General features: G+C 30.9%; 22 protein-coding genes. 11 read left to right on the forward strand and 11 right to left on the reverse strand.

Annotated features, from left to right (window positions below; all coding sequences use genetic code 11):
- Positions 1–64: 64 nt before the first annotated feature.
- Positions 65–1270, reverse strand: coding sequence for a glycosyltransferase (locus V9L04_RS12960; RefSeq protein ID WP_338790231.1), 1206 nt, complete (start codon positions 1268–1270; stop codon positions 65–67).
- A gap of 334 nt (positions 1271–1604) precedes the next feature.
- Between V9L04_RS12960 and V9L04_RS12965 the strand changes: the two genes are divergently transcribed.
- Positions 1605–6209 carry a translocation/assembly module TamB domain-containing protein gene (locus tag V9L04_RS12965; protein WP_338790232.1) on the forward strand — a complete coding sequence of 1535 codons (4605 nt, stop codon included), beginning with the start codon at positions 1605–1607 and terminating at the stop codon, positions 6207–6209.
- 14 nt (positions 6210–6223) lie between these two features.
- The gene (locus V9L04_RS12970) at positions 6224–6724 is read left to right on the forward strand and encodes a hypothetical protein (protein WP_338790233.1); all 501 of its coding nucleotides are present in this window, start codon (positions 6224–6226) and stop codon (positions 6722–6724) included.
- A gap of 41 nt (positions 6725–6765) precedes the next feature.
- Here V9L04_RS12970 and V9L04_RS12975 read toward each other — a convergent pair whose 3' ends face one another.
- The 6 genes from V9L04_RS12975 to V9L04_RS13000 all read right to left on the reverse strand — a co-directional run bounded on the left by V9L04_RS12975 (position 6766) and on the right by V9L04_RS13000 (position 11822).
- Positions 6766–7677: a pirin family protein gene (locus V9L04_RS12975; protein WP_338790234.1), complete on the reverse strand. Its 912-nt coding sequence runs from the start codon at positions 7675–7677 to the stop codon at positions 6766–6768.
- Between the two features lie 186 nt (positions 7678–7863).
- Positions 7864–8442 carry a hypothetical protein gene (locus V9L04_RS12980; RefSeq protein ID WP_338790235.1) on the reverse strand — a complete coding sequence of 193 codons (579 nt, stop codon included), beginning with the start codon at positions 8440–8442 and terminating at the stop codon, positions 7864–7866.
- A gap of 50 nt (positions 8443–8492) precedes the next feature.
- A complete protein-coding gene (locus V9L04_RS12985) occupies positions 8493–8786 on the reverse strand; it encodes a hypothetical protein (RefSeq protein WP_338790236.1) in 294 nt (97 codons plus the stop codon).
- 13 nt (positions 8787–8799) lie between these two features.
- On the reverse strand, positions 8800–9411 hold the full coding sequence (locus V9L04_RS12990) for a hypothetical protein (RefSeq protein ID WP_338790237.1): 612 nt from the start codon (positions 9409–9411) through the stop codon (positions 8800–8802).
- 28 nt (positions 9412–9439) lie between these two features.
- Positions 9440–10354, reverse strand: coding sequence for a hypothetical protein (locus tag V9L04_RS12995; protein WP_338790238.1), 915 nt, complete (start codon positions 10352–10354; stop codon positions 9440–9442).
- 70 nt (positions 10355–10424) lie between these two features.
- Positions 10425–11822, reverse strand: coding sequence for a DUF819 family protein (locus tag V9L04_RS13000; RefSeq protein ID WP_338790239.1), 1398 nt, complete (start codon positions 11820–11822; stop codon positions 10425–10427).
- A 265-nt stretch (positions 11823–12087) separates the two neighbouring features.
- Here V9L04_RS13000 and V9L04_RS13005 point away from each other — a divergent pair, with 265 nt between their 5' ends.
- From V9L04_RS13005 to V9L04_RS13015, 3 genes are read left to right on the forward strand one after another with little or no spacing between them, the layout of a single operon-like run.
- Positions 12088–12864 carry an SDR family oxidoreductase gene (locus tag V9L04_RS13005; protein ID WP_338790240.1) on the forward strand — a complete coding sequence of 259 codons (777 nt, stop codon included), beginning with the start codon at positions 12088–12090 and terminating at the stop codon, positions 12862–12864.
- Positions 12865–12901: 37 nt separating this feature from the next.
- Positions 12902–14575: a hypothetical protein gene (locus V9L04_RS13010; protein WP_338790241.1), complete on the forward strand. Its 1674-nt coding sequence runs from the start codon at positions 12902–12904 to the stop codon at positions 14573–14575.
- 23 nt (positions 14576–14598) lie between these two features.
- Positions 14599–15090 (forward strand): hypothetical protein, encoded by a 492-nt coding sequence (locus V9L04_RS13015; protein ID WP_338790242.1) that lies wholly within the window; start codon positions 14599–14601, stop codon positions 15088–15090.
- A gap of 59 nt (positions 15091–15149) precedes the next feature.
- On the opposite strand, the gene V9L04_RS13020 is transcribed toward V9L04_RS13015, so the two are convergent.
- From V9L04_RS13020 to V9L04_RS13030, 3 genes are all read right to left on the reverse strand, one after another.
- Positions 15150–15377, reverse strand: a complete 228-nt coding sequence (locus tag V9L04_RS13020; protein WP_338790243.1) for a hypothetical protein — start codon at positions 15375–15377, stop codon at positions 15150–15152.
- Between the two features lie 105 nt (positions 15378–15482).
- Positions 15483–16355: a hypothetical protein gene (locus V9L04_RS13025; RefSeq protein ID WP_338790244.1), complete on the reverse strand. Its 873-nt coding sequence runs from the start codon at positions 16353–16355 to the stop codon at positions 15483–15485.
- 138 nt (positions 16356–16493) lie between these two features.
- Positions 16494–17897, reverse strand: coding sequence for an ADP-ribose polymerase (locus tag V9L04_RS13030; protein WP_338790245.1), 1404 nt, complete (start codon positions 17895–17897; stop codon positions 16494–16496).
- A gap of 799 nt (positions 17898–18696) precedes the next feature.
- Between V9L04_RS13030 and V9L04_RS13035 the strand changes: the two genes are divergently transcribed.
- The 5 genes from V9L04_RS13035 (at position 18697) to V9L04_RS13055 (ending at position 21999) form a co-directional block, all read left to right on the forward strand.
- A complete protein-coding gene (locus V9L04_RS13035) occupies positions 18697–19104 on the forward strand; it encodes a hypothetical protein (RefSeq protein WP_338790246.1) in 408 nt (135 codons plus the stop codon).
- Between the two features lie 118 nt (positions 19105–19222).
- Positions 19223–19636: a hypothetical protein gene (locus tag V9L04_RS13040; protein ID WP_338790247.1), complete on the forward strand. Its 414-nt coding sequence runs from the start codon at positions 19223–19225 to the stop codon at positions 19634–19636.
- A 140-nt stretch (positions 19637–19776) separates the two neighbouring features.
- Entirely contained in the window at positions 19777–20205 is a 429-nt protein-coding gene (locus V9L04_RS13045; RefSeq protein ID WP_338790248.1) for a hypothetical protein, read from the forward strand.
- A 69-nt stretch (positions 20206–20274) separates the two neighbouring features.
- On the forward strand, positions 20275–21309 hold the full coding sequence (locus tag V9L04_RS13050) for a zinc metalloprotease (protein WP_338790249.1): 1035 nt from the start codon (positions 20275–20277) through the stop codon (positions 21307–21309).
- Positions 21310–21603: 294 nt separating this feature from the next.
- Positions 21604–21999: a T9SS type A sorting domain-containing protein gene (locus V9L04_RS13055; protein WP_338790250.1), complete on the forward strand. Its 396-nt coding sequence runs from the start codon at positions 21604–21606 to the stop codon at positions 21997–21999.
- A gap of 131 nt (positions 22000–22130) precedes the next feature.
- On the opposite strand, the gene msrA is transcribed toward V9L04_RS13055, so the two are convergent.
- Positions 22131–22847, reverse strand: a complete 717-nt coding sequence (msrA, locus tag V9L04_RS13060; protein WP_338790251.1) for a peptide-methionine (S)-S-oxide reductase MsrA — start codon at positions 22845–22847, stop codon at positions 22131–22133.
- A 343-nt stretch (positions 22848–23190) separates the two neighbouring features.
- On the opposite strand from msrA, the gene V9L04_RS13065 reads away from it, so the two are divergent.
- Positions 23191–24612: a PcfJ domain-containing protein gene (locus tag V9L04_RS13065; protein ID WP_338790252.1), complete on the forward strand. Its 1422-nt coding sequence runs from the start codon at positions 23191–23193 to the stop codon at positions 24610–24612.
- The last annotated feature ends 32 nt before the right edge of the window (positions 24613–24644 follow it).

Raw genomic sequence — 24644 nt, forward strand, 5'->3', positions numbered from 1 at the left:
GTCTGTGTGAATGATAGTGAAAAATGATATTTATTCAGAGTAGGAAGTCTGAGATACTTGTAAATCACTTTTTAAATAAAATCAAAGTAATTTTCTCAGGTTTTCCACTCTCTCCATTTTCTTGTTTGTAGTAATAGTCTTCAATGAAATCTTCAAAATCTACGATGAAATAAAATAGAAAATCACGTACTTGATAAAAATCAATATTTCCGTAAGTATGCTTCAAAAGTTCAGTCATTCTGTAGGAAACCTTTACTTTTTCTAAAAGAGAATTGATTTTTCGTACTCCTTGTGCTGCTTTGCTTGTTGCTTTTTCATCGATTAGAGAAAATGATTGGTTCAAAATAAGAGCTTTATTTTTCTCTAATTTCATAAACTGACTTACAAAAGAAGAATAAGCCTTTTCTATAGGAAATTCAAATTCAAAATTGGTTTCAATATCGTTGCTTTCATATTTTTTTAATGCAGGGCGTTCTTTCTTATTATAGATTTTTCCTATTTCTATTCCGTTTGTTTTTTTATGAATGGTAAGTTCTGGTTTGTCGTATTTATTATGATAATGGTCAATTACAATTTTCTCCCACCCTTTTGGCTGTGCTAATGGATTGTTTGCTGCTGGATGCCATTGATGAAAAACAGGCGATTTTTCGGCATTAAGCCATTTCATTTCTAATTTTTCTTTATAATCATAATTCAATAAACGTCTATTCAAATCTTTGTCTTCTATTCCCCAAAGCCTGTAATATTCGTCAAAAGCTCCTATTTCTTTTAGTTTATTGGTTGGAATAATTACAATTCCCATCGCAGATTCTTTACTGCTTTTTTCAAACTGACCTAGATTCTCAATCTTCAAACTATGATTTTCTAAATATTTATCATATTCAAACCCTTCATTCAAATAAAAACATTGATAATGTAAAAGTGTATTTTGATTGATATTCTGATTTACTTCTTCCAAAAAATTAGGAGAATAAATCATATCTACATCAGCAATGATACAATATTCTCCTTGCGCTAAATAAATTCCGTTGTTAATAGAAGCCGAACGAGACCAAAACATTCCTCTTACTTCATTAAAAACATAGTTTATTTTATCCAAATCAGTACAAAAACTCTCTAATTCATTAGAAATAACTTTATCACTTCCATAGTTTATAAAAATTACTTCATAGTCTGTAATTACTTTCTGAGTCTGAAGAGAAAGCAAACAGCGTTTAGCTATTTTTGTGTCTCGGTTGCGATAAGGAACAATAAAAGAGAATTTTGTCATCTGATAGAATAGATAAATAATTTAATCGAAAGATTTAATAAAAAAGTAAATCAATTAAAACGAAAGTAATAGTTTTTTGTTCTCTATGCTAGTTATAGATTGAAATTAGTCTAAAACTAAAACAGAATTATCAAAAATACTTATAAAATTTAGTTTTCTGTAAAAGGATGACCTAATTTTGCTTATAGAATTACGACCTGCCAAAGCAGTGAAGCTAATTACGAATTTTTCTCATTAAAAAAACTCTCATTTACAATAGTTATCAAAGAAACGCAGTTTCGAACTGATAACTGATAACTGATAACTGATAACTGATAACTGATAACTGAAAAAATTGCAAAAGCTAAAAAAAATATATCATAATCTTGCTGTTTACCTCCGATGGTTTATGATTCGGGTGGGCAGAACCATACGCTTTTCATTGAAGCTAATGGTAGGTATTTTGCTTTTTTTGCTTTTTCTGACACTTATAGGACAATATTCGGGTACACAAACTTGGGCTGCCAAAATTGGAGCTACTTATTTGAGTGAGCGTTTGGGTTTTCCAATTACTATTGAAAGACTATATTTTTCTGATATTGATAAAGTTACCCTGATAGGACTTAGAGTAATTGACCATACTGACCGTCTTTTTATAGATTCAGACACGTTGAATGCAGATTTGGGTTGGCGAGCTATTTTTGGAGGAGAAGTCATTCAGATTGATAATGTAGAGTTGCGTGGGACACAGTTTAATATGACTATGAATCCTGCCACAGAATCTTGGAATATAAATGAGCTTGTACGAGCTATTTCTGCACTTTCTTCTACTAGTGATACTACTCAAAAGACAAAGGATATTCCCTTTAAAATTAGTAAAGCTAGTTTGCATAATGTACAGTTTTCGCTTCACAATCCTACTAGAGATTCATTAGAAACAGGACTTTTTGATTATAATCACTTTACAATTAGTAATATTTATGGAGAGTTAGATTATTTTAGACTCTTTAAAGATACTGTCGAACTCAATGTTAGGAAAGGAAGCCTGATTGAGCCTTTTGTTGATTTTCCTGTCAGTAATTTGGATGTGTTTTTTCGTTATACCAACAATTCATTAGAATTTCTGAATCTTGATGCACAAATTGGAAATAGTCATTTGAAAGATACTCTTATTTTCAGGTATGATAGTACAGCTTATCTTTCAGAAAATTTTATAGAAAAAGTAGATATTTATGCAAATCTCAAGAATGCTCAACTAGATTTTGCTGATTTGGCTCGTTTTGCCCCTTCTTTAAAAAAATATAAAGAAAGAGTAGTGGCTACTGGCTTAGTTCGTGGAACAGTTGATGATTTGCGTTCGAAAGATTTACGGATTGATTTTGCCAATCAAAGTTTTGTCGATGGAAAGTTTGCTATTCGTGGTTTGCCTGATTATGAAAGTTCCTTTCTTGATTTACGATTTAAAGATGCTCGTCTGACAATTTCTGACATCAAACAATATCTATCTCCTTCTGATTATCAAACCATTTTGCCGTTAGGAATGGTAAATTTTTCAGGGGAATTTTTGGGCTTTCCTTCCGATTTTGTAGCGAATGGAAAATTCAAAACATCCATAGGAAATGCTGTAACTGATATTCACTTAAATACAACAAACAAAACTTATGAAGGAAAATTAAATTTAGTTCGTTTTCAAGCTGGAAAGATGGCAAAAAGTGATTTTTTAGGACAAATAACAGCAAAAGGACAAATAAATGGAAAAGGCTTTACAAAAGAAGAAGCTGATTTGGAAGTAAAAGCTGCTGTTGATAGTATTACATTAAAAAACAAGTTTAAATACTATTCCTATAAAAATATTATAGTAGATGGGCGTTTGAAATATCCATCTTTTACGGGAGAAATGACAATTAATGATGCCAACCTAGTCGCTGATATGCGTGGCAAAATTGACTTACAAGACAGTGTCATTAATGGAAGAATTCGTATCATAAAATCAGATTTACAAAATTTAGGTGTGTCAAAAAAAATTGCTAATCTACAGGGAAATGGTAATTTTAATCTAAAAGGTCTTACTCTAAATTCTATTACAGGAACTGCCGAAATTCGTCAAGCTCAAATTGATTACAATAAAAATAAATTGGCTTTAAGTGTCATTTCATTAAATTCTACACTACAAAATGGTTTTCGTGATATTCATTTAGAATCTGATTATGTTGATTTGGATATAAAAGGAGAGTTTCAATTACAAGATGCTATCGATGATGCAATAAGCACTTTTGAAGAATATCAATTAGAGTTTTTAAACGATTCGGCTTCACAGGTGGCTTATTATGATAAAAAGAAAGAAAAAGTAGAGAAAAATCCTGCTGAAAAAATACCTTATAAAATTGATTATTCTATTGATGTCAAAAAAATAAATCCTCTTGTACAGCTTTTCGAACCTAAATTTTATATTGCTTCTGACTCAAAATTTGATGGGATATTTGAGCGAGATATAGAAAAAAATCAAGTTAAATTTACACTAGATTCTTATATAGACTCACTCTCCTATCAAGATTTGGCATTATATAGAACCGATTTGAAAATTAATGCCATCAAACCGTTAGATTCGATGGGAGTTGATGTTCAGACCAATATTTCCTCAGAAAGACAGTATTATACAAGCGCTCTTTCTGCTGAAAATCTGCGTATTGATGCACAATGGTTTGGAAGAGAAATTTTATTTGATACCTACATAAAGAGACAAGAACATAATGATAATGTTTCATTAAAAGGCTCTTTAAATATTACAGATTCACTTTATGCGCTCAATCTTATCAATCCAGAATTTTTAGTGTTAGATAAAAAGTGGAAAAGTGATTCTTCTGTTAGAATAGGAATACGTAAAGATGAAATTCGTTTTGAAAATCAATTTATTTTACAAAGTGATAGCCAGCGAATAGAAATAATGGGTAGAGTCTCAAAAGACCCAAATTCTGTTTTGAATGTAGGTTTGGTAAATGTAGATTTAGAACCCTTTGGGATATTTCTTGGACAAGACTTGGCAGGACGAGCAAGTGGAGAAGCATTTGTCAGTGGGGTTTATGATACACTAAAATTAGAAAATAACCTTAATCTTCAAAATTTAGTAATGGCATCCATTCCGATTGGAAACCTACATACAGAATCAGTTTGGAATAATGAAGAACAAAAATTAAATATTGAGGCTTATTTGGCATATGGACGTAGAGAAGTTGTCGATATTTCGGGATATTATTCACCAAAAGACAAAGAAAATCCATTGAATTTGGATGCAAAAATTATTGGAATGAAACTCAATATTGTAGAACCATTCTTAAATGTGGTAGCTGATGGTTTTAAAGGAGATGTTTATGGAGCTGTCAAGATAAAAGGAAAACCCAATCAGATAAAATTGATAGGAGAGGCTTTTGTAAGTGGAGGAAGTTTTAGAGTAGATTATCTCAACACAATTTATCATTTTGATGATAAAATTACTTTTACAGAAAATCAAATTGGTGTGGATAGGTTGCGTTTGTATGATGATGCTGATAATATTGCGTTTTTGGATGGTGGTATTTTTCATGATGGTTTTAAGGATTTTGTAATGCAATTGCGTGGAGAAATGAAAAAAATGAAGGTTTTAGATACAAAACCACATCATAACGATCTTTTTTATGGAACTGCCTTTGCAACTGGAGATTTTGAGCTTTTTGGTGCTTTAGAGCAGTTAGGAATTACAATTAATGCAAAGAGTGAAGCAGGAACTCGTATTTATATGCCATTATCAAATCCTGAAGATGTTGCGACACAATCCTTTATTCGTTTTGTCAATCATACTGACTCTACCAAGTTAGATTCTCTTCAAAGTCGTTTGAAAAAAGAAGATTTGTCTAGCTTAAAAATGGAATTTAACTTAGATATTACACCTGATGCTTATATAGAGCTTATTTTTGATAAAAAAGTAGGTGATGTAATCCGTGGAAACGGAAAAGGAAGGCTCAAAATGATTATTGATACAAAAGGTGATTTTAATATGTATGGCGATGTAGAAATTGTAAAAGGAGCATATAATTTTACTTTTATGAATGTCATCAATAAAGAGTTTAATGTCGATAGAGGAAGTCATATTACTTGGAGTGGTGATCCATTTGCAGCACAAGTAGATTTGACAGCAACTTATCAACAAATGGCTTCTCTTGCACCTCTTATTACTGTTTCGGATAGTAGTGTCTTGGCCAGTCAGGAGATAAAAAGACGTTATCCTGTTGTAGTAGATTTGTTTTTGAAAGGTGATTTGCTCACACCTGATATTCGTTTTGATATAAATATAACTCAATATCCTGCTTTGATATTGGCAGGAGGAACACCCATTTCCTTAGAATCTTATGTAGCAGCTTTCAAAACTCGTATCCAAAACGACGACCAAGAGATGAACAAACAGGTTTTTAGTTTGATTTTGCTACGGCGTTTATCGACACAAAATGCCTTTGAGGGAATCAATCGTTCAGCAGGAAGTAGTGTAAGTGAGCTTTTATCGAATCAGCTCAGTAATCTCATTTCTCAAGTAGATGAAAACCTAGAAATAGATTTGAATGTACAAGGATTAGATGCACAAGCATTAAATACATTACAGCTTCGTTTGTCGTATTCTTTTTTTGAGGGTAGGATACGTGTAACTCGGGAAGGTGCGTTTACAAATGTTCAGAATCAAGCTAATTTAGCCAGTATTGCAGGTGATTGGACAGTCGAATATTTGATTTTGCCAGATGGAAAATTGCGTATGAAAGTGTATCATAAAAATAATGTAAATACGTTTAATACAGCACTTCAAAACAACTCTACAGCAGGCGCAAGTCTTCTGAAAATCTTTACTTTTGATAATTTTAAAGACCTTTTCAAAATCAAAAAGAAGAAAAAAGATGTTCCTTTTGTGCAGGATAATGAAATTCGGATTGAGGAATGATTTTTTAATAAAAAATGAAAATATATAAACTACTATTTTTTTTAGTCTTGAACATATTTGCTGCTTCTTTTAGCTTAGTATCTGCACAAGGAGGCTGGGATATTGGGTATTTCCCCATACAACATTTGGATTCTATGTATGAAGCCTTTAAGGGCAAGGAAATCAAATTAGATTTTAGAGAGGATTTAGGAGATACAGTAAAAATAACAGGTACTCTTATAGATAATATGCTACCTCTTTCTCGTAAGGATACTGTTGCAATAAGAATATTTGATAGTTTAGATGTATTTGTTGAACACTGGGAAACTTATGTTGATCAAGGTTATTTTAAAAAGCAATATCTTAAAGGAATAAATGAAAATTCATTTATAGAAATAAGAAATATTATTTTGAAAGCAATAGATGAGAATTATCTGTATCTTACTGTAGAAATAACTGGAGTAGGATTTCAGCCCAATAAAGATATTATACTAGACAGAAAGTTAGTCAAAGGAATATTATATGAAATAGAATAAACCAAACGATTCACTTTGAGTAAACCGTTTGGTATATAAACCTAACTCATCGGAACTTCCATCAATAATACTTCTGCATCTTGTGAGGCTTCAAGTTCAAAATTTTTGGTGTCCCAAATTCCAAAACCATCTTTTGTGTCTAACTCTTGTGTTTCATTGTTATTTTTCAAGATAACTTTACCTTTCAAGACAAAAATATAAACACCATTTTTTGCAGCATCTTTCAAATCATAATCTACTTTTGTTCCTGTTTCAAGACTTCCTAAATGAAACCACGCATTTTGATGAATCCAAACACCTGCATCATCAGCATTAGGCGACAAAATCTGTTGTAATTTGTTTTTTCTATCTGCTGGATTTAGCTTAATTTGGTCGTAACGGGGTTTTACGTTTCGTTTATTTGGAATGACCCAAATTTGAAGAAATTTAGTCGTCTCTTGTGTGTCATTCACTTCGCTATGTTGCACACCAGTTCCTGCACTCATTACCTGTATCTCGTTTTTCCCTATGAATGAAGTATTACCCATACTATCTTTATGACGTAAGCCATTTTCTATAGGAATACTGATAATTTCCATATTGTCGTGAGGATGCGTTCCAAAACCACTTCCACCTGCAATAATATCATCGTTCATGACACGCAAAACACCAAAATTCATACGTTCTGGATTGTAATATGATGCAAAACTAAAACTATGTGCGCTTTTAAGCCAACCATGGTCAGCCATTCCTCTTGTATTTGCTTTGTGAAAAACTGTATTTGCCATAATAGATTGTGTTGAAGAGTTTGGTAAATGATTAAATCCTAAAAAAGTGTCAGAGTCTGTAACAGAATTTACTGTTTTTTTCTGAGTTTGTTTGCCAAAAACATTTCCCAAAACAGGTGTAGAAATTAAGAAACCTGTTCCAAGTGTTGTCTTTAAAGCTCGCTTTAAAAAATCTTTTCTGTTCATTACTGTATAAATTGCTAAAAATCAGTTTCAAATTTTTAATTGTATATACAATTATTGTACCTACATCTATTTATATGTAAAAAATCATTCTAATACTTGAGATATAAATTCAACTTGATAAAATAGTACCTTCTTTTTAGTTTTTAAAATGCTTTTTTGTCAGTAACAAGAATTTTTTCGAATAAATTAATCAGTCAGATTGGCAATACATTTTTCTCTTAACTGCCAAAGGGTGTCAAAATTAATTGCAAAATCAGATTTTTTATTTTGGTTTTCAATCCAATTTCTTAGAAAATTTTGATGATAGTTTACTTTAAATTCATTGACTTGATGTGTTTCGATTTCAATCTCTTCCAAAATATCATTTCTTAATTTCTCAAAGTCAGAATTATTATCCGTAAAATCCTGTTCTATTCCATTTATTTTGAGGTAACAATGTGCTTCTGGAATATAATCTAATCGATAATCAAATTCATTGTCTAATAAAATATTTCCAATCTTGGGCGTATTGGAGCTATTCATTTTATAAATTCCGATATATAGCTTTACATTTTCTATCTCGTTCAAATCAGCTATCTTTTTGAGAAAAGCGTGTTTTGAGCTACATGTTCCTTTTTGTTCTGTCAAAACCAAACTCAAATCGTGGCGATTTTCATTTCTTCCATACGGTAAATTCTGAATATATTTTGTTAATTCATTCCATGTCTTTATTCCTAACTTTTTGATTTGTAGAGTTAAGTTATCTTTTGATTTTAGAAAAATCATATTTATCCAAAATTAAAATAGAGTCTATAAAATTTTTTTTTCAGTAAAATCTAAATCAAAGGAATTAAAAAGAAAGCTAAAACTACTATTACAAATCCAACAGTATATAAAGTAGAGTGTACTAGGTTAGTTTTATTCAAAGCAGAAAGCACACTTCCAATAACTACCCCAGATAACAAAGAAGTACAGGCAGCCAGAATAAGCGTAATTAGCCAATTTGGAAATATCTGATGAGGATGAGCTACTGAGTTCATGCTCCAAATTAGTCCAACCACATAGCCTAATAAGGAAGAAATAAGTAGAGAAATTCCTACTGTTTTTAGAATGAAAATGAAATGTTTCATAAAGTAATTATATTTATATGTGTATTAACTGTTCAATTCCTAAAGTATCTTGTATTTCTTTTAATAGCTTTCCCATATTAGATTCTACTCTAGGGCAATATACCTTTCCTAGTTTTACTTTTCCATCAATGTAAGCTGCAAATATATGCTCTGTTCCATCTAAATAGTAAACCTTCGGACATTCTCTTGCATCTTTTACGGCATTGAAAACTTTGTCCACAAGTAGTTGTGTTTCATCTGATTTTATAGGGCTAGGATTTGCGTAACTATTTAGATTTATTTTTTCTCCTTCATTATTAACAGCATTATATATAAACCCATCTCTACCTATTTTCAAATATTGACCAGTTTCTCCGTGCCAAGCAAATTCCATTATTACTACTTCATCTTCTTTAGGTTTTTCAACACCTAATTCTTTTTTCCAAAAGGGACGAATATGCGATTCAAAACTACTTTCTATTGGAGTTAAGTATTCGGCAGACTTCATATTATTAACTACAATATCGTAATTGACTTTTACATTCATCATTATTTTATCGTAGTTTTCTCCCTTCCAAGTATCTTTTTTTCCACATAGTTTTTCCAATAATTCTAAATTTTGGTCAATATATTCTTCAATAGTCATAAATAATATGTTGTTCTTGAAATTAATATTATACCTCTGGATTTATACCAAAAGGATACAAAGTATAATATCCATTCATTTTGGCGAAATATTTCTCTGCAATAAGGTGATTGTTTATAGTTTCGGCTACTATTGTAAGATAGCAATATAAAGTGTAACGATGAATTGAAGAGGGAGGGTTTTGAGATACACTTCTATCTATTTCATAAAGAATTTCATTTGCTTTTTTATCCAACTCACTCATATTATTTCCAAAATAATTAATTTCAGCTTGATAAGCCTCTCCAATTATTTTTAGTAATGTTATTTGTCGACTAAGTTCATGATTTGGGAGGTTGGCTAATAATTCTCTAACCAACTCTTCATCTCCTCCCCATTTTGGCTGTATTAATTCAGAATAACGCAAGTAAATCCAAATATCATTAGGAGTTCTATTTTTAGCTTTTTGGAAATAATCTATTGCTGTATCTAACTCACTTTCTCCCATGTGAAATTGCATCAAACGAGAATAGAGTTCTGTTAATAAAGAAGTGTTTTCTGAGACTTTATATAAAGTTTCTAAGCCTTTTTGTTGGTAATAAGAAAATGTTTTTCTGCCATCTTGACTGACTTCTCTGTATAAAGCATGAGTACGAGCTTTCCAGCCTTCATGATTGTAAAATACACCTAACATGAGTATAGGAATATCTCTTGAGTTACTATTTTCTATCCATTCCAATAGAATATTTTCATCTACTGTAAGAGTAATAAAATCTATAACCGTCGACAAGTCATCACAATTAAGCCGTTGAATCTGCTCTTCTACCAAGTCATATTTTTCTAAAATAATATTACTTCGTATGTGTCTATAAACTTCATTTCCATACGAATAATCTATTGTATTACCGTATAGTTTAGGAGTATTAAGAAATTGATTGGCTAGATTTTTTATGAAATCAAACATAACAAATGAGGTTATTTAATTAATGCAAAAACAGTTGAGTTTTCATCAAATTCAAAAATCTAACTTTATTTTACCCTCCTGCATACACCCATTCCATCAACCAAGCTGCTGCAATTGCTCCATACGTTCCGAGTGCATAACCCAAAACAGCCAATAAAACACCTACAGGTGCAAGTGCCGTACTAAAAGCCGAAGCTACCACAGGCGCAGAAGCAGCACCACCAATATTAGCCTGACTTCCTACAGCTACAAAAAAGAAAGGTGCTTTTATCAGGTAAGCCACAAAAAGCAAAATACTAACGTGAACAAGCATCCAAATAATGCCTAAGAAAAATAGACCTAAATATTGACCTATTTCAGCTAAATTCATGTGCATTCCGATTGTTGCGACAAGAATATAAATACAAACACTTCCTATTTTTGATGCGCCTGCCCCTTCTAATTTACGAAGAGGAGTAAAAGAAAGCAAAACACCGATTGTAGTGGCAAAAACTACCAGCCAAAAGAATCCACTTGTAAGGGAGTTAAGTCCAATATCATTTAATTGCTTTTCATATCCTTCCATGATTGGTGTAATAAGATCAGCAAAAAAATGCGCTCCTGCCGTTGCACCAAAACCAATTGCCAAAATAACAAATAAATCAGTTGTAGATGGAATACGGGCATGTTTGGCTTGAAAATCTTCCATTTTCTTCTTTAAAGCTGTGATAGAAGAAGTATCAGCTTTTAAAATTCTGTCTATTTTATCGCTCATATTTGCACCATATAATAAAAAGCCCATCCAAATATTAGCTACTATAACATCAATTACTATCATTGCACCAAACAAACTTCCACTTGGTTGATAAATTTCTTTCATGGCTGCTTGATTTGCCCCTCCACCAATCCAACTTCCTGCAATGGTTGATAAACCTCTCCAAACAGCATTATTTCCTGTTCCTTCTACTGTTTCAGGACTTACTGCATGAACAATAAAAAGAGCAACAGCACCACCGATAACAATTCCGACTGTTGCAGTCAAAAACATAACAATGGCACGCCAACCCAAATTCAAAACTCCTTTCAAATCAATGCTCAAACAAAGCAAAACCAATGCAACAGGTAATAAATAACGAGAAGCAACAAAATAAAGATGAGATTCTTTTATAAACCCTTTGTACTGACTTTTTTCGATTCCATTATCTGAAAAAATCTGTTTTACTTCATTAAAATTAGCACCCTCTGGAATAGAAATATTGAGTGAGCTTGCAAATTCCAAAATATCTGAATCAAACCATTCTGCTGCAATAAGATGCAATGGATAATTTAATAAAGCAGGAATAAAATAACACAAAAGCAAAGCAGGAACATATGTATAAAATTTTTGCCAACCTTTATTTTTACTATTTGAAGTAACAAAAATAATAGCCAAAACAATAAGTAAAATACCTAAAACAATAGCATCGTTTGTAAAAAGAGGAGAATTCATGTCAGTTATCAGTAAACAGTTATAAGTTACCTGTTGAATTACAAATATGTAATTACTAAAAAAGGAATTTCAAAACTGAATGGATTAGGATTAAAATTAATAAAAATACTAAGGGGATTTCAAAACAATCTACAATATAGAATCTGTTTTTTGTGTTTACAACTGTTTGTTAAAATTTTATGTAAAAAATACTTAAACAAGTCGTATCAATAAACGTTGTTCTGTTTATAATCTCATTTTTTATTAGAATATAAAACAAAAAAATATGAAAGCAGCACTTATTACTGGCGCATCTAGTGGAATTGGTCTTGAACTAGCTCATGTGATGGCAAAAGAAAAACATAATTTGGTTTTGGTAGCTCGTAGCATTGACAAACTCAATGAGCTTGCTACTGAACTTACACAATCACACGGTGTAAAAGTTCAGACTTACAAAGCTGACCTAAGCAATACAAAAGAAATTGAAAATCTATATCAACAAACTCAAAATGATGATATTGAAATCAGTTATTTAATAAATAATGCAGGTTTTGGGGAATATGGAAATTTTATAGAAAATGATTGGGAAAAGCTCAATTCGATGATGCAACTAAATATGATTTCATTAGTGCATCTGACCAGTTTGTTTTCAAAGGATATGATAAGTTCTAAGTTTGGTAAAATTATGAATGTGGCTTCAACAGCAGCTTTTCAACCTATGCCTTATTTTGCTGTCTATGCTGCTACAAAATCATTTGTGCTTTCATTTTCAGAAGCAATTGCAAGCGAGCTGAAAGACCATGGCATAACTGTAACAGCACTTTGCCCAGGGCTTACAGGAACAGGTTTTGTAGAAGCAGCCAATATGGGAGAGAGCAAATTTTTAGATAAAGCAAAGTCAAGTATGGCAACTCCAGAAGAAGTTGCAGAATATGGTTATGAAGCCATGATGAAAGGAAAAACGGTTGCTGTACATGGAATGATTAATTCCTTGATGGCACAGTCTGCAAGATTTTTGCCTAGAGATTTGGTAACTACAATTGCTAAAAAAGTACAGGAATAGAACAAAGTTAGAAGTTAGATTTCAGAAGTTAGAATTAATGATAAATAAAATCAACTTAAAATTAATGTATAGAATAGGAGTAATATTGATTTTCTCAATTACTCCTTTTTTTTGTATGGAGATTTTTGGTTTTGAAAATTCAAATCCTCAACGACAGCTTTACGCCTCGTTGATGGTTCAGAAAGAATTTATTTCGAAAACAGAAACTCAAAAACTCTATGATGAAATTTTTGATTTAAAATTTAATTATGCTAATTATCAAATAAAGGAAGAAGATAATAAAACAAAAACACCTTTATATTTAGTTGTTGAAGATTTTAGAGATATGCTTTTTATTCTCCTGACAGAAGACAAAAAAAACTATGAAAATTTAGAAAAAAATGAAGAAATTAGACTGGACGAATTAGAAAAATTTAATACCAAAAAAAGCAGTTATTATAAAGAATATAAATGGGCAAAAGCCGAAATAAAACTACATTGGGCAATAATAAAACTTAGTTTCGATGAAAAATGGGCTTCTGCGTGGCGAGTTAGACAAGCCTATAAACTACTTTTAGAAAATGAAAAAGAATTTCCAAATTTCATTGAGCAAAAAAAGTCATTAGCTTTGCTTCAAATTGTTTTGGCAAGTGTTCCTCAAAAGTACAAATGGGCATTGGATTTAATTGGAATGGAAGCAGACTTGGAAAGTGGAATCAACAACCTTCAAAAAAGCACTTCGCAAATTCATTTTTTTCAAAAAGAAACTTTGCTTTGGCAGGCTTTACTTCAAACCTATTTAGTAGAAGATTTAATAAAAAGTGGAGATAGGTCAAAACAGATTGTTCAAAATTTAATAAAAAAACATCCTTCTGAAAGACTGGTTTTGGTGGCTTCTAGCTTAGTTTTGATGAAAAATGAATCACATAAAACAGCTCTTTTAGCTTGGCAGAATTACGCTAGAGTCTATCAAAATAATACATTGACTTTTGATAAAAAGGAACATTTTAGTCAAGAGTATCTTTTGGCAGAATTATATTTTTATTCAGAAAAACCCAAAAAAGCAAAATTTCATTATCTTAATTTTTTAAAGAATCTTAATTCAATTCAAAACCGAAATTTTATTAAAGACAGTTATTACAAATTATTTTTGATAGAATGGCTAAGGGAAAAAAAGAATACAATCAATGACTCAGATGACATTGAAAATGTAAAAGAAAATAATTATTTTACTTCTATTTCAAGTAAAGGAAGTACAAAAACAGCAGTAGATAAAAATGCCAAAAAATTTGTAGAATTGGTAAACGAATCAAATCATTTACCAAATAAAGAATTGTATCAAGCAAGGATTTTGACAGATGGAGGAAATTATCAAAAAGCCTTAGAAACTCTAAACCAAATCACTAATTCAGAATTTCAAAAGTGGGAACAAGAAAAGCAGTTTGAAATTATTTTAGAATATAAATATAGAAAAGGCAGAATTTTAGATAAGCTAAGTCAATTAAATCAAGCTATTCCTTTTTATAAAAATGTAATTGAATACTCTACTTTGCACAATCAAAATGAAATTCATTATTTTGCTGCAAATTCGGCTCTTCAACTTGGTTTTATTTATCAAAACCAAGATAAAAAACTAGCTAAAATCTATTTTGAAAAAGCAATTAGTTTTGAAGGGCATCAATATGAAGAAAGCATTACACAAAAAGCCAAACTGGCTTTAAAAAAATTATAGACAAACATTTCCATCTTTTCATTATGAAATTATTTTTATCATTTATTTTTTCTATTTCTTTCTTTTTCACAGGTTTTTTTATGGTTCTAGTGGCTTCTCGCCCTGCTCTAAAAACGGATTATTATTCAGAAATGAAAAAATCATCTTTATCAGAAGATAAGATAAAACGTAAAATTGAAAATAAGAATATTTCTTTAAGAGATTCTGTTGAAACGAAAGTAGAAGTTCTCCCTGAAAAACCTAAAAAAAATGGGCTAGGAATGATAATTTGGGGAAGTTTTCTAAATCTTTTAGGAATTTTATTTGGTGTAACTCTGTTACTTACCTTTTTACTCGGTTTTTCTATTGGTTCAGGCTTTTACTTCAAAGATATTTATGCAACAGCTGGCGTAATGTTAGCAGGACTAATTACTTTTGGAGTTGGTATTTATATGATTTCAAGAGGTAGAGAGCGTTGGAAAGCCTATAAAAGATATAAAAAGGCAATTAAGAAAATGAAGCAAAATAATAACTAGAAATAAATACAAAAACCGTTTTTAGATTTTTTCTAAAAACGGTTTTATTTGATAAAATTCTAAGCATATTCAATGCTCACAGTTTTATTTTCTACAAGATTAGGTTGTATATGATTTGCTAGAGTTACTTTCCATTTTTCCAAATCAAAGCCTCCTTTGTATCGTTCAGTTTTTTTTAAAATTGCAGTAACATGGTTGTCTTTTATTTCATAATTTACTGCAAAGCCTATTTTATTTATTTTAACAGACAAAATTTCAGCTTGCTCCTCATCTTTAAATATGTTCATATTATTTTGTTTTATGATGAATACGATTTTTAAATAGACGATTTTTTTAGTGAATAGGTTATACCAGCCTTTTTCATGGTTGTTATCCTCACCAACAACAACATACTACAAAGTCAGCCAACGCACCAAAGGCAAAAGTTCGGTTTCCCATTGCCAATCATAAGCACTCAAATAAAGTGTTTCGCCATTTGGATATGATAATTCTATCTCATAAATATTCGAATTATCAATTTCCATAATTGGCTGTGAAAGGTCTTCTACTAATAAAGGTTCTTTGTGAGAAGTTTCTTCGTGATGCACATGGACAGTCTGAAAATTGACTTGTACGCTGTTCCATTCTTTTTTACGAAGCATTCTTTTGAGTTCTTTTTCTTGTTTAGGAAGTTCCCAACCCAAAACATAATTTCCCTGCATTTCTATCCACTGATTGCCTTTTGCCATATATTTTTTGGTATTTCTATATGAAACAAGACAAGAAACAGGAGTTTGCATTCTATAATTTTGATACAACGAACGCAAACGCAGACGAGCAATAAATGGATTTTCGATAGATTTGAAACTATGTTGATAATTTCTAGTAATAATCTGTTTCCAGTTTGCCCACGCAATACGACTTTTGGGAAAAGTATGTTCGTGAACAGTTCGGCTCTGCATCGTGCTTCCGATTGCACCATGAGTTACCCAAATTGTTTTTCCATGTAGTTCGCCTTCCCAAAAAGTATTTCCTTTTACCATATAAAGTGTTGCCGAATACTGCTCATCTTCACCCAAAGAATACATTCTGAATGTTCCGTTACACTCATAATCCCATTCTTCTTCTGTGGCAAGTTCGTCCATCCAAAGCGAAACTTCCGACTGAATGGCATGAAAACCTTTTTTTCGAAGTTCATTTTTTACATCTAAAGTAGTTGTAAAACCACGTTTTTTGAAATGCTCGTGTGCAACAAGCTGTATATCAATCAAAGAGAGTGTTTTCATTGTAGATTTATATTTAGAGTTTGAAATCAATTATGAACTGAAAGTCAGCGTAGCTAATTACGAATTAAAAATTACGATTGTAATAATGCTCTTGACTTTAAATAGTTAAGTGTAATTATCGTAATCCGTAATTATTTCCTAGTAATGCACTTCGACCAAATATCGAATTGTACATTGATTTTCTTTGTAGATTATGAATTCATTATTGAATAAATCAATACCACCTTTTGCAAAAAGAGAATCAGCTTCTGAGTTTTGATTTTTTAGGTTTTCATAAGTCAGACCAGCGCACCAATCTTCATATTCTTCAATTTTGAGCTGCCTGCCTGTATGTACTTCATAGATTGCTAAAAAGGCTTTTTTATCATTTCCTGATGTCCAAAAAGAACCTGCAAGAGATGTATAATTCAAAGATTTTCGGCATTTATCAGCAAAATAAAGTCCGTAGCCAAACATTTTTCCTGTAATAAGTGCATTAGTAGGACGTAAAACCAAACCTGTTTTTAAGATAGAAAGCCAGTTTTCATTTCGACTTCCATGCCAGAGTAAATCTGTTGTTCTGTACTTGCTTTTTTTGAGAGCAGTAGCAAAAATCTGTTCTTGAGCGATGTCTTTTACTGAGTATGCATTGACAAATTTTCCAACTTCTTCTTGCATCATTTTTTTGATACGCTTAATTTGAATGGCATCAACTGATTTTTTTTCATCTAAAATACTGACTTCAATTCCTAAGGCATCTAAAAGTGTTTTTTCGTCTTGTGTTTTATTTCTTGTTGCTTTTGCTTTTAAATTGTCTTTCTTGTTTTGCTGTATTCGTAATTCTACTTCGCCACGCATTACATCTAGTGTTTCTTGTTCATGTGTCAAGATGTTTCTAGCTTTTTGTAAAACCTGTTTCGAAACATTTTTTCCTGCTGTGTATTCTAAAAGATAATTCTGAACACTTTCCATTTTTCGTGGAATAACTCCATAAAGTTCTAATAAAAGAGCGTTAAATCCGATTGTATCAAAATTTTCTAAGTCTTTTTTGCTTACTTTATTCGATTTAAAATCTACTTTTTTAGTTAAGTTATCCAACACATTTTGGGCTTCTTCTACTTGTGCCATTGTAACATCAGCAGCCGAAACTTGGTAATTATGATGAATCGAACGCTGTGCATACTGTGTCAGATGACGAAAAAGCTCACGAACTTCTCCATTTTTGATAGCTGACCAAGAGTTTAAAAAATTAGAAGAAGTTGATTTATTCTTTGATGATTTATTTTCCAGTTCTTCTAAAAATAAATGGGTTACATCTTTATATCCTTTCCGTACTTTTTCTCTGTATTTGCTTTCCCATTGATACATTGAATATTCATTTATGGCTGCTCGCTGCCCTACTCTTCCATATAATACCGAAAAAATATCATCAGAAATCTGTCGCATTTCATAGTATTTATTGTTGTTGTGAGCTGTTACCATTACTAGTTTCGCTGTTTTGAATTTAGTAATAGGCACTTTTGGTAAATGAGAACCAGCAGGAATAAAATGTTGCTTAATCATAATAGGTAAATTTGGTGTATAAGAGAATGATAATTTTTTTAGTAAAATTGGTATTCTCTTCTTTTATGAAAGCTAATATACCAATTATTTGCTAAAAAAAATAGCAATTACTAATTATTTATACAACAAATTTACATGAGTAGGTCGTAACGTATATGAGGACTAAAAAAAATGGCAAAAAAAAGCTATCAACTTTTTAGAGTTAATAGCTAGAATTTTTAAATATACAGTTCTCAGAGAAATACAAGAAATGAAATGCAAATACAATTTTTGAAGAGAAATAAAATTATTTCAATAAATTTAATGAATATATAACTATCAGCAAATCAGAATATTACAATTTTATTTTTTGACTATTTAACTAATAATGAATCTGTTTTGTAAAATAAATACAACTTTTTTTAATCATAATGCAACTAAACTGCACTTATGCTGGGTCTTTAATAAAAATAGGTATTACAAATATTCTTAAAAACACAAAGCTGATTAAAACAAAAATGCAACTATTCGAAAATTCTTACTTACTCTTTTTTAGCACTCATCAGCTTAACAAACAATAAATATTTAAAATAATTGTACTATTCCTTTATTTATAGGATTTTATTTGAAAAAAGTATACAATATCAATCAAATAAATTTTTTGAAATAGTATTATATTAATCTATCTACTTTTTTTACATTATTACTTTGTTTTACCTTGCACCTCCAAAAAAAATAACCCTCCGATAATTATTATTTATTCAAAAACCAAATACAATTAAATTTTTATTGTATCATTTAATCCTTTTTTATTATGAAAATGAAATATTTATTTTTTGCACTCCTCACAGCAGCAAGTTTATTTGTTAGTTGCAAAGATGATGAGTTAGAAGACAGTAAAAAATCAAGTGACCTTTTACAACTTTGCAATTATCAAAAAAGCAGAATAGACGGCTTTTTAACTAATCCTTGTGAAGGTGATATTTTTATCAAACGTCTATCTGGAGAAGGAGTAGTAAAATATGACTCTACTCTAAACGGTTATACTGTTTCTAGTCATGTGGAAGGAACTATTGATTGTATTATTATTACTCTTTTTTGTGAAGATTATAGTAATTTATTAGGTAAAGAAATTAGCTATTCTTGTGACTACTATGAATATAATGGGTTTTATGATTCTCCTCTAGCTGGTACAGAAGTATTCGTAGGAAAAAAACTCAATTACTAAAATATAATACAAATCTGAAAAACATTTACAGAGCCAACCCTCCGACAATTATTATTTATTTAAAAACCAAATACAATTAAAATTTTATTGTATTACTTAATCTTTTTTTATTATGAAAATGAAATATTTGTTTTTTGCACTCCTCACAGCAGCAAGTGCGTTTACAAGTTGTAATGATAGTGCACCTGACCCTACTCCAAATGAACCTTGTGTTACTTGTGAGAATGAAACTATTGTAGATTCGCTTTTTGAGTATGAGGCTGTTGTCAAGAAGCATATGCATGACCCAACAAGCACTCCTAAATATATACTGAGTATAAGTCAAAAAGATTTAACTAGTGGAGAGAGTTATACTATTGCTAATGACAGCTTATTTTTACCTTGTCCTGCACTTTCTCAAGAATATCAAGAAATCGGTCTAAGGGTAAAAATTACTGGTTATACAAAAAGTTGTACAAATGTTATAGGCGATGCTGAAACACGTCCTTTTTATGGGAGAAAACTAGAACTTATAGAAATTAAAAAATATTAATCATAGACATAAATAGTTCAAAGAAAATTACTAAAATATAATCAATTTTTATATGAAAATAACTTTACAAAATTAATCTTCCGAATATTATTTATTTATCAAAAAATCAAATTTCATCATTTATTTAATTCATTAAAATTATGAACATCAAACATTTAATCTTTGCTCTATTTACAGCAGCAACTCTAAGCTCACTAGTAAGCTGCGACGAAAGCACACCACAACCCACTCCAGAAACTTGTGTTACTTGTGAAAACGAAACTATTGTTGATTCGCTTTTTGAGTATGAAGCAGTAGTGAAAAAGCATACTTTTAATAGTGAAGGTACAAGTACAAGATATATACTTAGTATTAGAAAATTAGATCTAAACTTAGGAAATAATGATTATTCTTTAACAATAGATAGTTTATTTTATCCGTGTCCACCTTTGTCTAAAGAATATGAGGAAATAGATTTAAGAGTCAAAATTACAGGCTATACTAAGAGTTGTACAGGTGTTTTAGGAGATCCTATGTCTCGTCCTCATTACGGACGAAAGTTAGATTTAGTAAAAATCGAAAAATATTAATTAAAAATCTAAAACAAAAAAATGAAAATATTATTTTTAACCCTCATAATCACAATTATGTCGTGTACTATGAGTTTTTCACAACGTACTTGTGGAACAGAACTAGATTTAGAGCAAATTAGAAAAAATGAGCCTGAACGATTTAGGCATATTATGGAAATAGAAAAATTCATTTCTGAGCATATTCCTAATGAAAATCAGCGAATCATTGATCCAAATGGAACAATTATTATTCCTGTTGTAGTGCACATTTTGCACGATGGTTCGACTGTTGGTAGTAAATTTAATCCTGCCATGCTTACTGTACAGACGCAAATAAATGTACTTAATCAAGATTATAATCGTTTGAATGCTGATCGTACTCGTACACCTGATGTATTCCAAGGTGTAGCTGCTAGTATGGATATAGAATTTCGTTTAGCTTGTATTGATCCTAATGGAAATCCTACTACTGGTGTTACTCGTAAAAACGTGGGAAATAGAGAATTTACTACTACTACTAATGAAGTAGCTAATGGTATAAAATTTAATAGTACAGGAGGACAAGATGCTTGGGACACAAATAAATATCTTAATATTTGGGTATGTAAGTTGAGTGGAATATCTCTAGGGTATACTCAATCTATTGACAAATACTTGACTAATCCAAATACTGATGGAGTTGTTATTAATACTACTAATTTTGGTTATGATGGAATTGTTCAAGCTCCACATGAGAGAGGACGTACTGCTACTCATGAGGTAGGGCATTGGATGGGTTTAAGGCATATATGGGGAGGTGATGAGAAAACCTGTAGTGATGATGATTTTGTAAATGATACTCCTGTCCAGTATTATTATAATGACGTATGCCGACCATCAAGTTCTTGTGGTAATGAGCCAAATGGAGATATGTTTATGAATTTTATGGACTACACTCCTGATGCTTGTATGAATCTATTTACAGAAGGACAAAAAGCTAGAGCAAGGGCAAACTTTATGAATGTAGGTGTTCGTGCTAGTTTTGCTAATGGAAACTTTAATCTTAGTGAGGTATCTTCTTCTAGGTCGTGTTCTTCTCTGACTGTTTCTTTGAGAAATCAGTCTTGTCTTCCTGTTACTTAGTCGGTAGTAGGAGGAACAATAAGTAGTCAAAGCAATACACAAGCCACTATTAATGGAACTTCTGGAAATATAACGCTTACGGCTACTTCTGGAAATTATACAGATACAAAGACGTTTTATTTAGGACAAGCAGCTATTACTACTTCTGATATAGGTAAGCAGTTTTGTAAAACAACTTACTACGAAACTCAAAACTACATTGAGTTTGAAGGAAATGGATTTGCTCCATTGGGGGCTAATTTTCAAATAGAAAAGAATACGAATAATTTTGCTTACTATCTAACAAACAATAAAATGTTTATTCAACCTCATACAGCAGGTTTTATTTCTTTTAGAGTGCGTGTACTGGGCTATTGTGGTTGGTCGGCTTGGAAACTTTTTCAATATCCTGTTACAAATTGTGGTGCTGGAGGTATTTTTTTCAAAACCTATCCAAATCCTGTAAAGGAAAGCCTAACTATAGATTTTACTACTGATAGTAAGGAAAATCAAAAACAAGCAAGTTTGGAAGAAGTAAAAATAGAGTTTTATAATTCCTACCAAAAGCTAGTATTTGAAACTACATTTAAAGAAGAACAAAAAGACAGAAAAATTAATATTGATACCAACAAACTACCAAACGGAGTTTATTATCTCAAACTAATCAATAAAAAAGAAGTCTATACAGAAAGAATTGTGATAGAAAAATAAAAAAAACAGGAAAATCAATAAAAAAACAAAAGCCTTTATTAGAATTAGTCTAATAAAGGCTTTTTTGACGACTAAAAGTGTTTGAGAATAGATTTTATACTTTTCTGTTGCTCTGCTAAAGTAAGAAGTTTCTACTTACCATATTCCTTTTTGAGTTTATTAGGAAATACTTTTTTGAGTTTATCTACTTTCGGACTAATTATGAAAGAGCAATAGCCTTGAGTTTTATTATTGTTGTAATAATTTTGATGATAATTTTCGGCTACATAGAATTTTCCTAAAGGTGTAATTTCGGTAACGATTGGTTTATCAAAAACTTTTTCCTCTGTTAATCTTTTTAAGTAAAACTCTGCTTTTTCTTTTTGCTCTTCGTTGTGGTAAAAAACGCCCGAACGATATTGTGTTCCGACATCGTTTCCTTGTCTATTAAGAGTTGTTGGGTCGTGTGTAGCCCAAAAAACTTCTAATAATTCATCAAAAGTAATTATTTCTGGATTGTATGTAATTTGTGCCACCTCTGCATGTCCTGTTGTACCAGTACAGATTTGTTTGTAAGTTGGGTTTGGCACTTGCCCCCCTGTATATCCTGAAATAACTGTATCAACGCCTTCTAAACGCTGAAAAACAGCTTCGATACACCAAAAACATCCTGCTCCAAAAGTAGCTTTTTCTAGTTTTGCATTTATGTCTGTCATAGTATTATTTTTTTCTGTTTTAGTTTTTGCTTGATTTGAGTCTATAGAATCTTTTGCATGAGCATTTTGTTTTGGCGAACAAGCACTTGCAAAAATGGCTGACAAACTCATCAGAAGTAAAATGAAGAAAGGAAGTGTAGTTTTATTTTTCATTGAGATGTTTTTTATTTTATAAATGGCTGACAATTGACTCTAAATCAATAGTCATGCTTTTTTATCCTAAAACCTTCATTTTTAAGACTTTGTTAGATGATTTATTAATTTTTGTGAGAATAAATTATACAAAAACACCATTTCATTTGCTCTAAAAAATATTTTTTTTATTCTGATAAGGAACTTCTTTTACTTTTTATGTGGTTGGGTGGGTGTATCAAATAATTTTTTTCAACTGCAAACTTATACAAACAATGACGTATCGGAAAAATAACTTGTCTTTAGTATCAATGATAAGGTAAACCGTCTTGTTTCTATCTTCTTTCTTATTAATTTTTTTTGAGTGGGAGCGACTAGAAATAAGAAACCTTCTATTCGCTTTGAATTGCTTTCGTTTACAAAAACAGCCGTTTTTGTACCTCCTTCGTATTGCCTTTTTGTTAGTAAAAACAGCCTAAAAAAAATGTCAATTATGGCTTTGTCAAAACTCAAACTCAAAAAAATTAGAGAAGAACAAATTCTTCAAAATTATCAAAATACACTCAAAAAAAATAAAAACACACACGTAAAATCATTACGAAAAGTAGCCAAGCAACATGCAAAAAATAGTGTTTTGCCAGTTTACACTAATGAAAGAGTAAACAAATTAGTTACCTTGATGAGTTCTGGAAGCCATCGAAAAGAGTTTTCAGAAATTATAAATCTTATCGCTCAAAAAGGAAAAACTGAAGCACTTTTGCAAGAAGATTATATCTTAGATGCTTTGTCTTGTGTAGCAAAAGAACATTCTTTTTTCATCAGAACTATTGAAGATTGGAAACCAAAAGGACGTAATTCTGAAAAATTGTTTGCTGATTTGGTGCGTCATCTTTTTGTAAAGTATGATATTCCTGCTTGTATGACTTCACTTTGGTTTGATAGCGAAAATAAATTGTCTAGAAGTTGGTTTATTGATGTTGGACAAGGTAAAAATACTTCTAAATTGAATCATTTTCCTACAATTCTTACCAAAAAAGAGGCACATTATTTTACAAAAGCTCCTTCAAAGTTTACTTTCATTGCAGCCATTCGTTACGGACAAGTAAAGGCAATAGGAGGCACAACAGGTTTTATAAATAATCTTGTTCAGACTGATTTAGGAAAATATTTGTATCCAAAAGAAGGTTTTTGGAAAGAAGTAATTGCTTTTTTGTTCAGAAATAATCCTACTGCTACAGCACATCAACTAGATATTGTTGTCGAATATATTTGGACTCAAAAGTTTGCTAGACTTTGGGGACAAAATACCAAAGGACAAGTAGTTCAGAAAAATCCCTCTGACCCAAATTTTGATTTGAAAGGCAGAACGTGGGATTCTCTTTGGAAAAAAGCCTTTGAATGGTTTAAAGTCGTTGGTTTTTCTCGTCAAACTCCTCAAGAATGGGCACATTTTATGATGGAAGACAATTATGTGAGAGCCAAAACAGGACAATGTTTTGTTTTTCAACAACTTCTTACCAAACAAGAGCTTTTTGAAGAAGGTAAAAATATGAATCACTGTGTAGGTTCTTATGTGAGTGATTGTAAAAATAGTAAATCAGCTATCTTTTCTATGCAAAATGTCCTTTCAAGAAATAATTCTTTGGTAACGATAGAAGTAGATCCAAAAACACGAAAAATTGTACAAACAAGTCGTCGTTTCAATCATTTTCCTTCTGATTTTGAAAAAGAAATTATAAAAGAGTGGGCAAAACAAAATGATTTGAAAGTGCCTAGCTATTATTGATTGATAAAAAAGGTCTAATAAAAATTAATTTA

Origin of the sequence: Bernardetia sp. MNP-M8, assembly GCF_037126285.1 — a bacterium.
Lineage (GTDB): Bacteria > Bacteroidota > Bacteroidia > Cytophagales > Bernardetiaceae > Bernardetia.

Excerpts from the sequence above, each read along its gene's own strand:
- V9L04_RS13025 (WP_338790244.1), bottom strand. The coding sequence starts at position 16,355 with ATGAAAACACTCTCTTTGATTGATATACAGCTTGTTGCACACGAGCAT.
- V9L04_RS13035 (WP_338790246.1), top strand. The coding sequence starts at position 18,697 with ATGAAATATTTATTTTTTGCACTCCTCACAGCAGCAAGTTTATTTGTT.
- V9L04_RS13020 (WP_338790243.1), bottom strand. The coding sequence starts at position 15,377 with ATGAACATATTTAAAGATGAGGAGCAAGCTGAAATTTTGTCTGTTAAA.
- V9L04_RS12960 (WP_338790231.1), bottom strand. The coding sequence starts at position 1,270 with ATGACAAAATTCTCTTTTATTGTTCCTTATCGCAACCGAGACACAAAA.
- V9L04_RS13000 (WP_338790239.1), bottom strand. The coding sequence starts at position 11,822 with ATGAATTCTCCTCTTTTTACAAACGATGCTATTGTTTTAGGTATTTTA.
- V9L04_RS12985 (WP_338790236.1), bottom strand. The coding sequence starts at position 8,786 with ATGAAACATTTCATTTTCATTCTAAAAACAGTAGGAATTTCTCTACTT.
- V9L04_RS12990 (WP_338790237.1), bottom strand. The coding sequence starts at position 9,411 with ATGACTATTGAAGAATATATTGACCAAAATTTAGAATTATTGGAAAAA.
- V9L04_RS13050 (WP_338790249.1), top strand. The coding sequence starts at position 20,275 with ATGAGTTTTTCACAACGTACTTGTGGAACAGAACTAGATTTAGAGCAA.
- V9L04_RS12975 (WP_338790234.1), bottom strand. The coding sequence starts at position 7,677 with ATGAACAGAAAAGATTTTTTAAAGCGAGCTTTAAAGACAACACTTGGA.
- V9L04_RS12970 (WP_338790233.1), top strand. The coding sequence starts at position 6,224 with ATGAAAATATATAAACTACTATTTTTTTTAGTCTTGAACATATTTGCT.
- V9L04_RS12980 (WP_338790235.1), bottom strand. The coding sequence starts at position 8,442 with ATGATTTTTCTAAAATCAAAAGATAACTTAACTCTACAAATCAAAAAG.
- V9L04_RS13055 (WP_338790250.1), top strand. The coding sequence starts at position 21,604 with ATGTTTATTCAACCTCATACAGCAGGTTTTATTTCTTTTAGAGTGCGT.
- V9L04_RS13045 (WP_338790248.1), top strand. The coding sequence starts at position 19,777 with ATGAACATCAAACATTTAATCTTTGCTCTATTTACAGCAGCAACTCTA.
- msrA (WP_338790251.1), bottom strand. The coding sequence starts at position 22,847 with ATGAAAAATAAAACTACACTTCCTTTCTTCATTTTACTTCTGATGAGT.
- V9L04_RS13005 (WP_338790240.1), top strand. The coding sequence starts at position 12,088 with ATGAAAGCAGCACTTATTACTGGCGCATCTAGTGGAATTGGTCTTGAA.
- V9L04_RS13015 (WP_338790242.1), top strand. The coding sequence starts at position 14,599 with ATGAAATTATTTTTATCATTTATTTTTTCTATTTCTTTCTTTTTCACA.
- V9L04_RS12995 (WP_338790238.1), bottom strand. The coding sequence starts at position 10,354 with ATGTTTGATTTCATAAAAAATCTAGCCAATCAATTTCTTAATACTCCT.
- V9L04_RS13040 (WP_338790247.1), top strand. The coding sequence starts at position 19,223 with ATGAAATATTTGTTTTTTGCACTCCTCACAGCAGCAAGTGCGTTTACA.
- V9L04_RS13030 (WP_338790245.1), bottom strand. The coding sequence starts at position 17,897 with ATGATTAAGCAACATTTTATTCCTGCTGGTTCTCATTTACCAAAAGTG.
- V9L04_RS13010 (WP_338790241.1), top strand. The coding sequence starts at position 12,902 with ATGATAAATAAAATCAACTTAAAATTAATGTATAGAATAGGAGTAATA.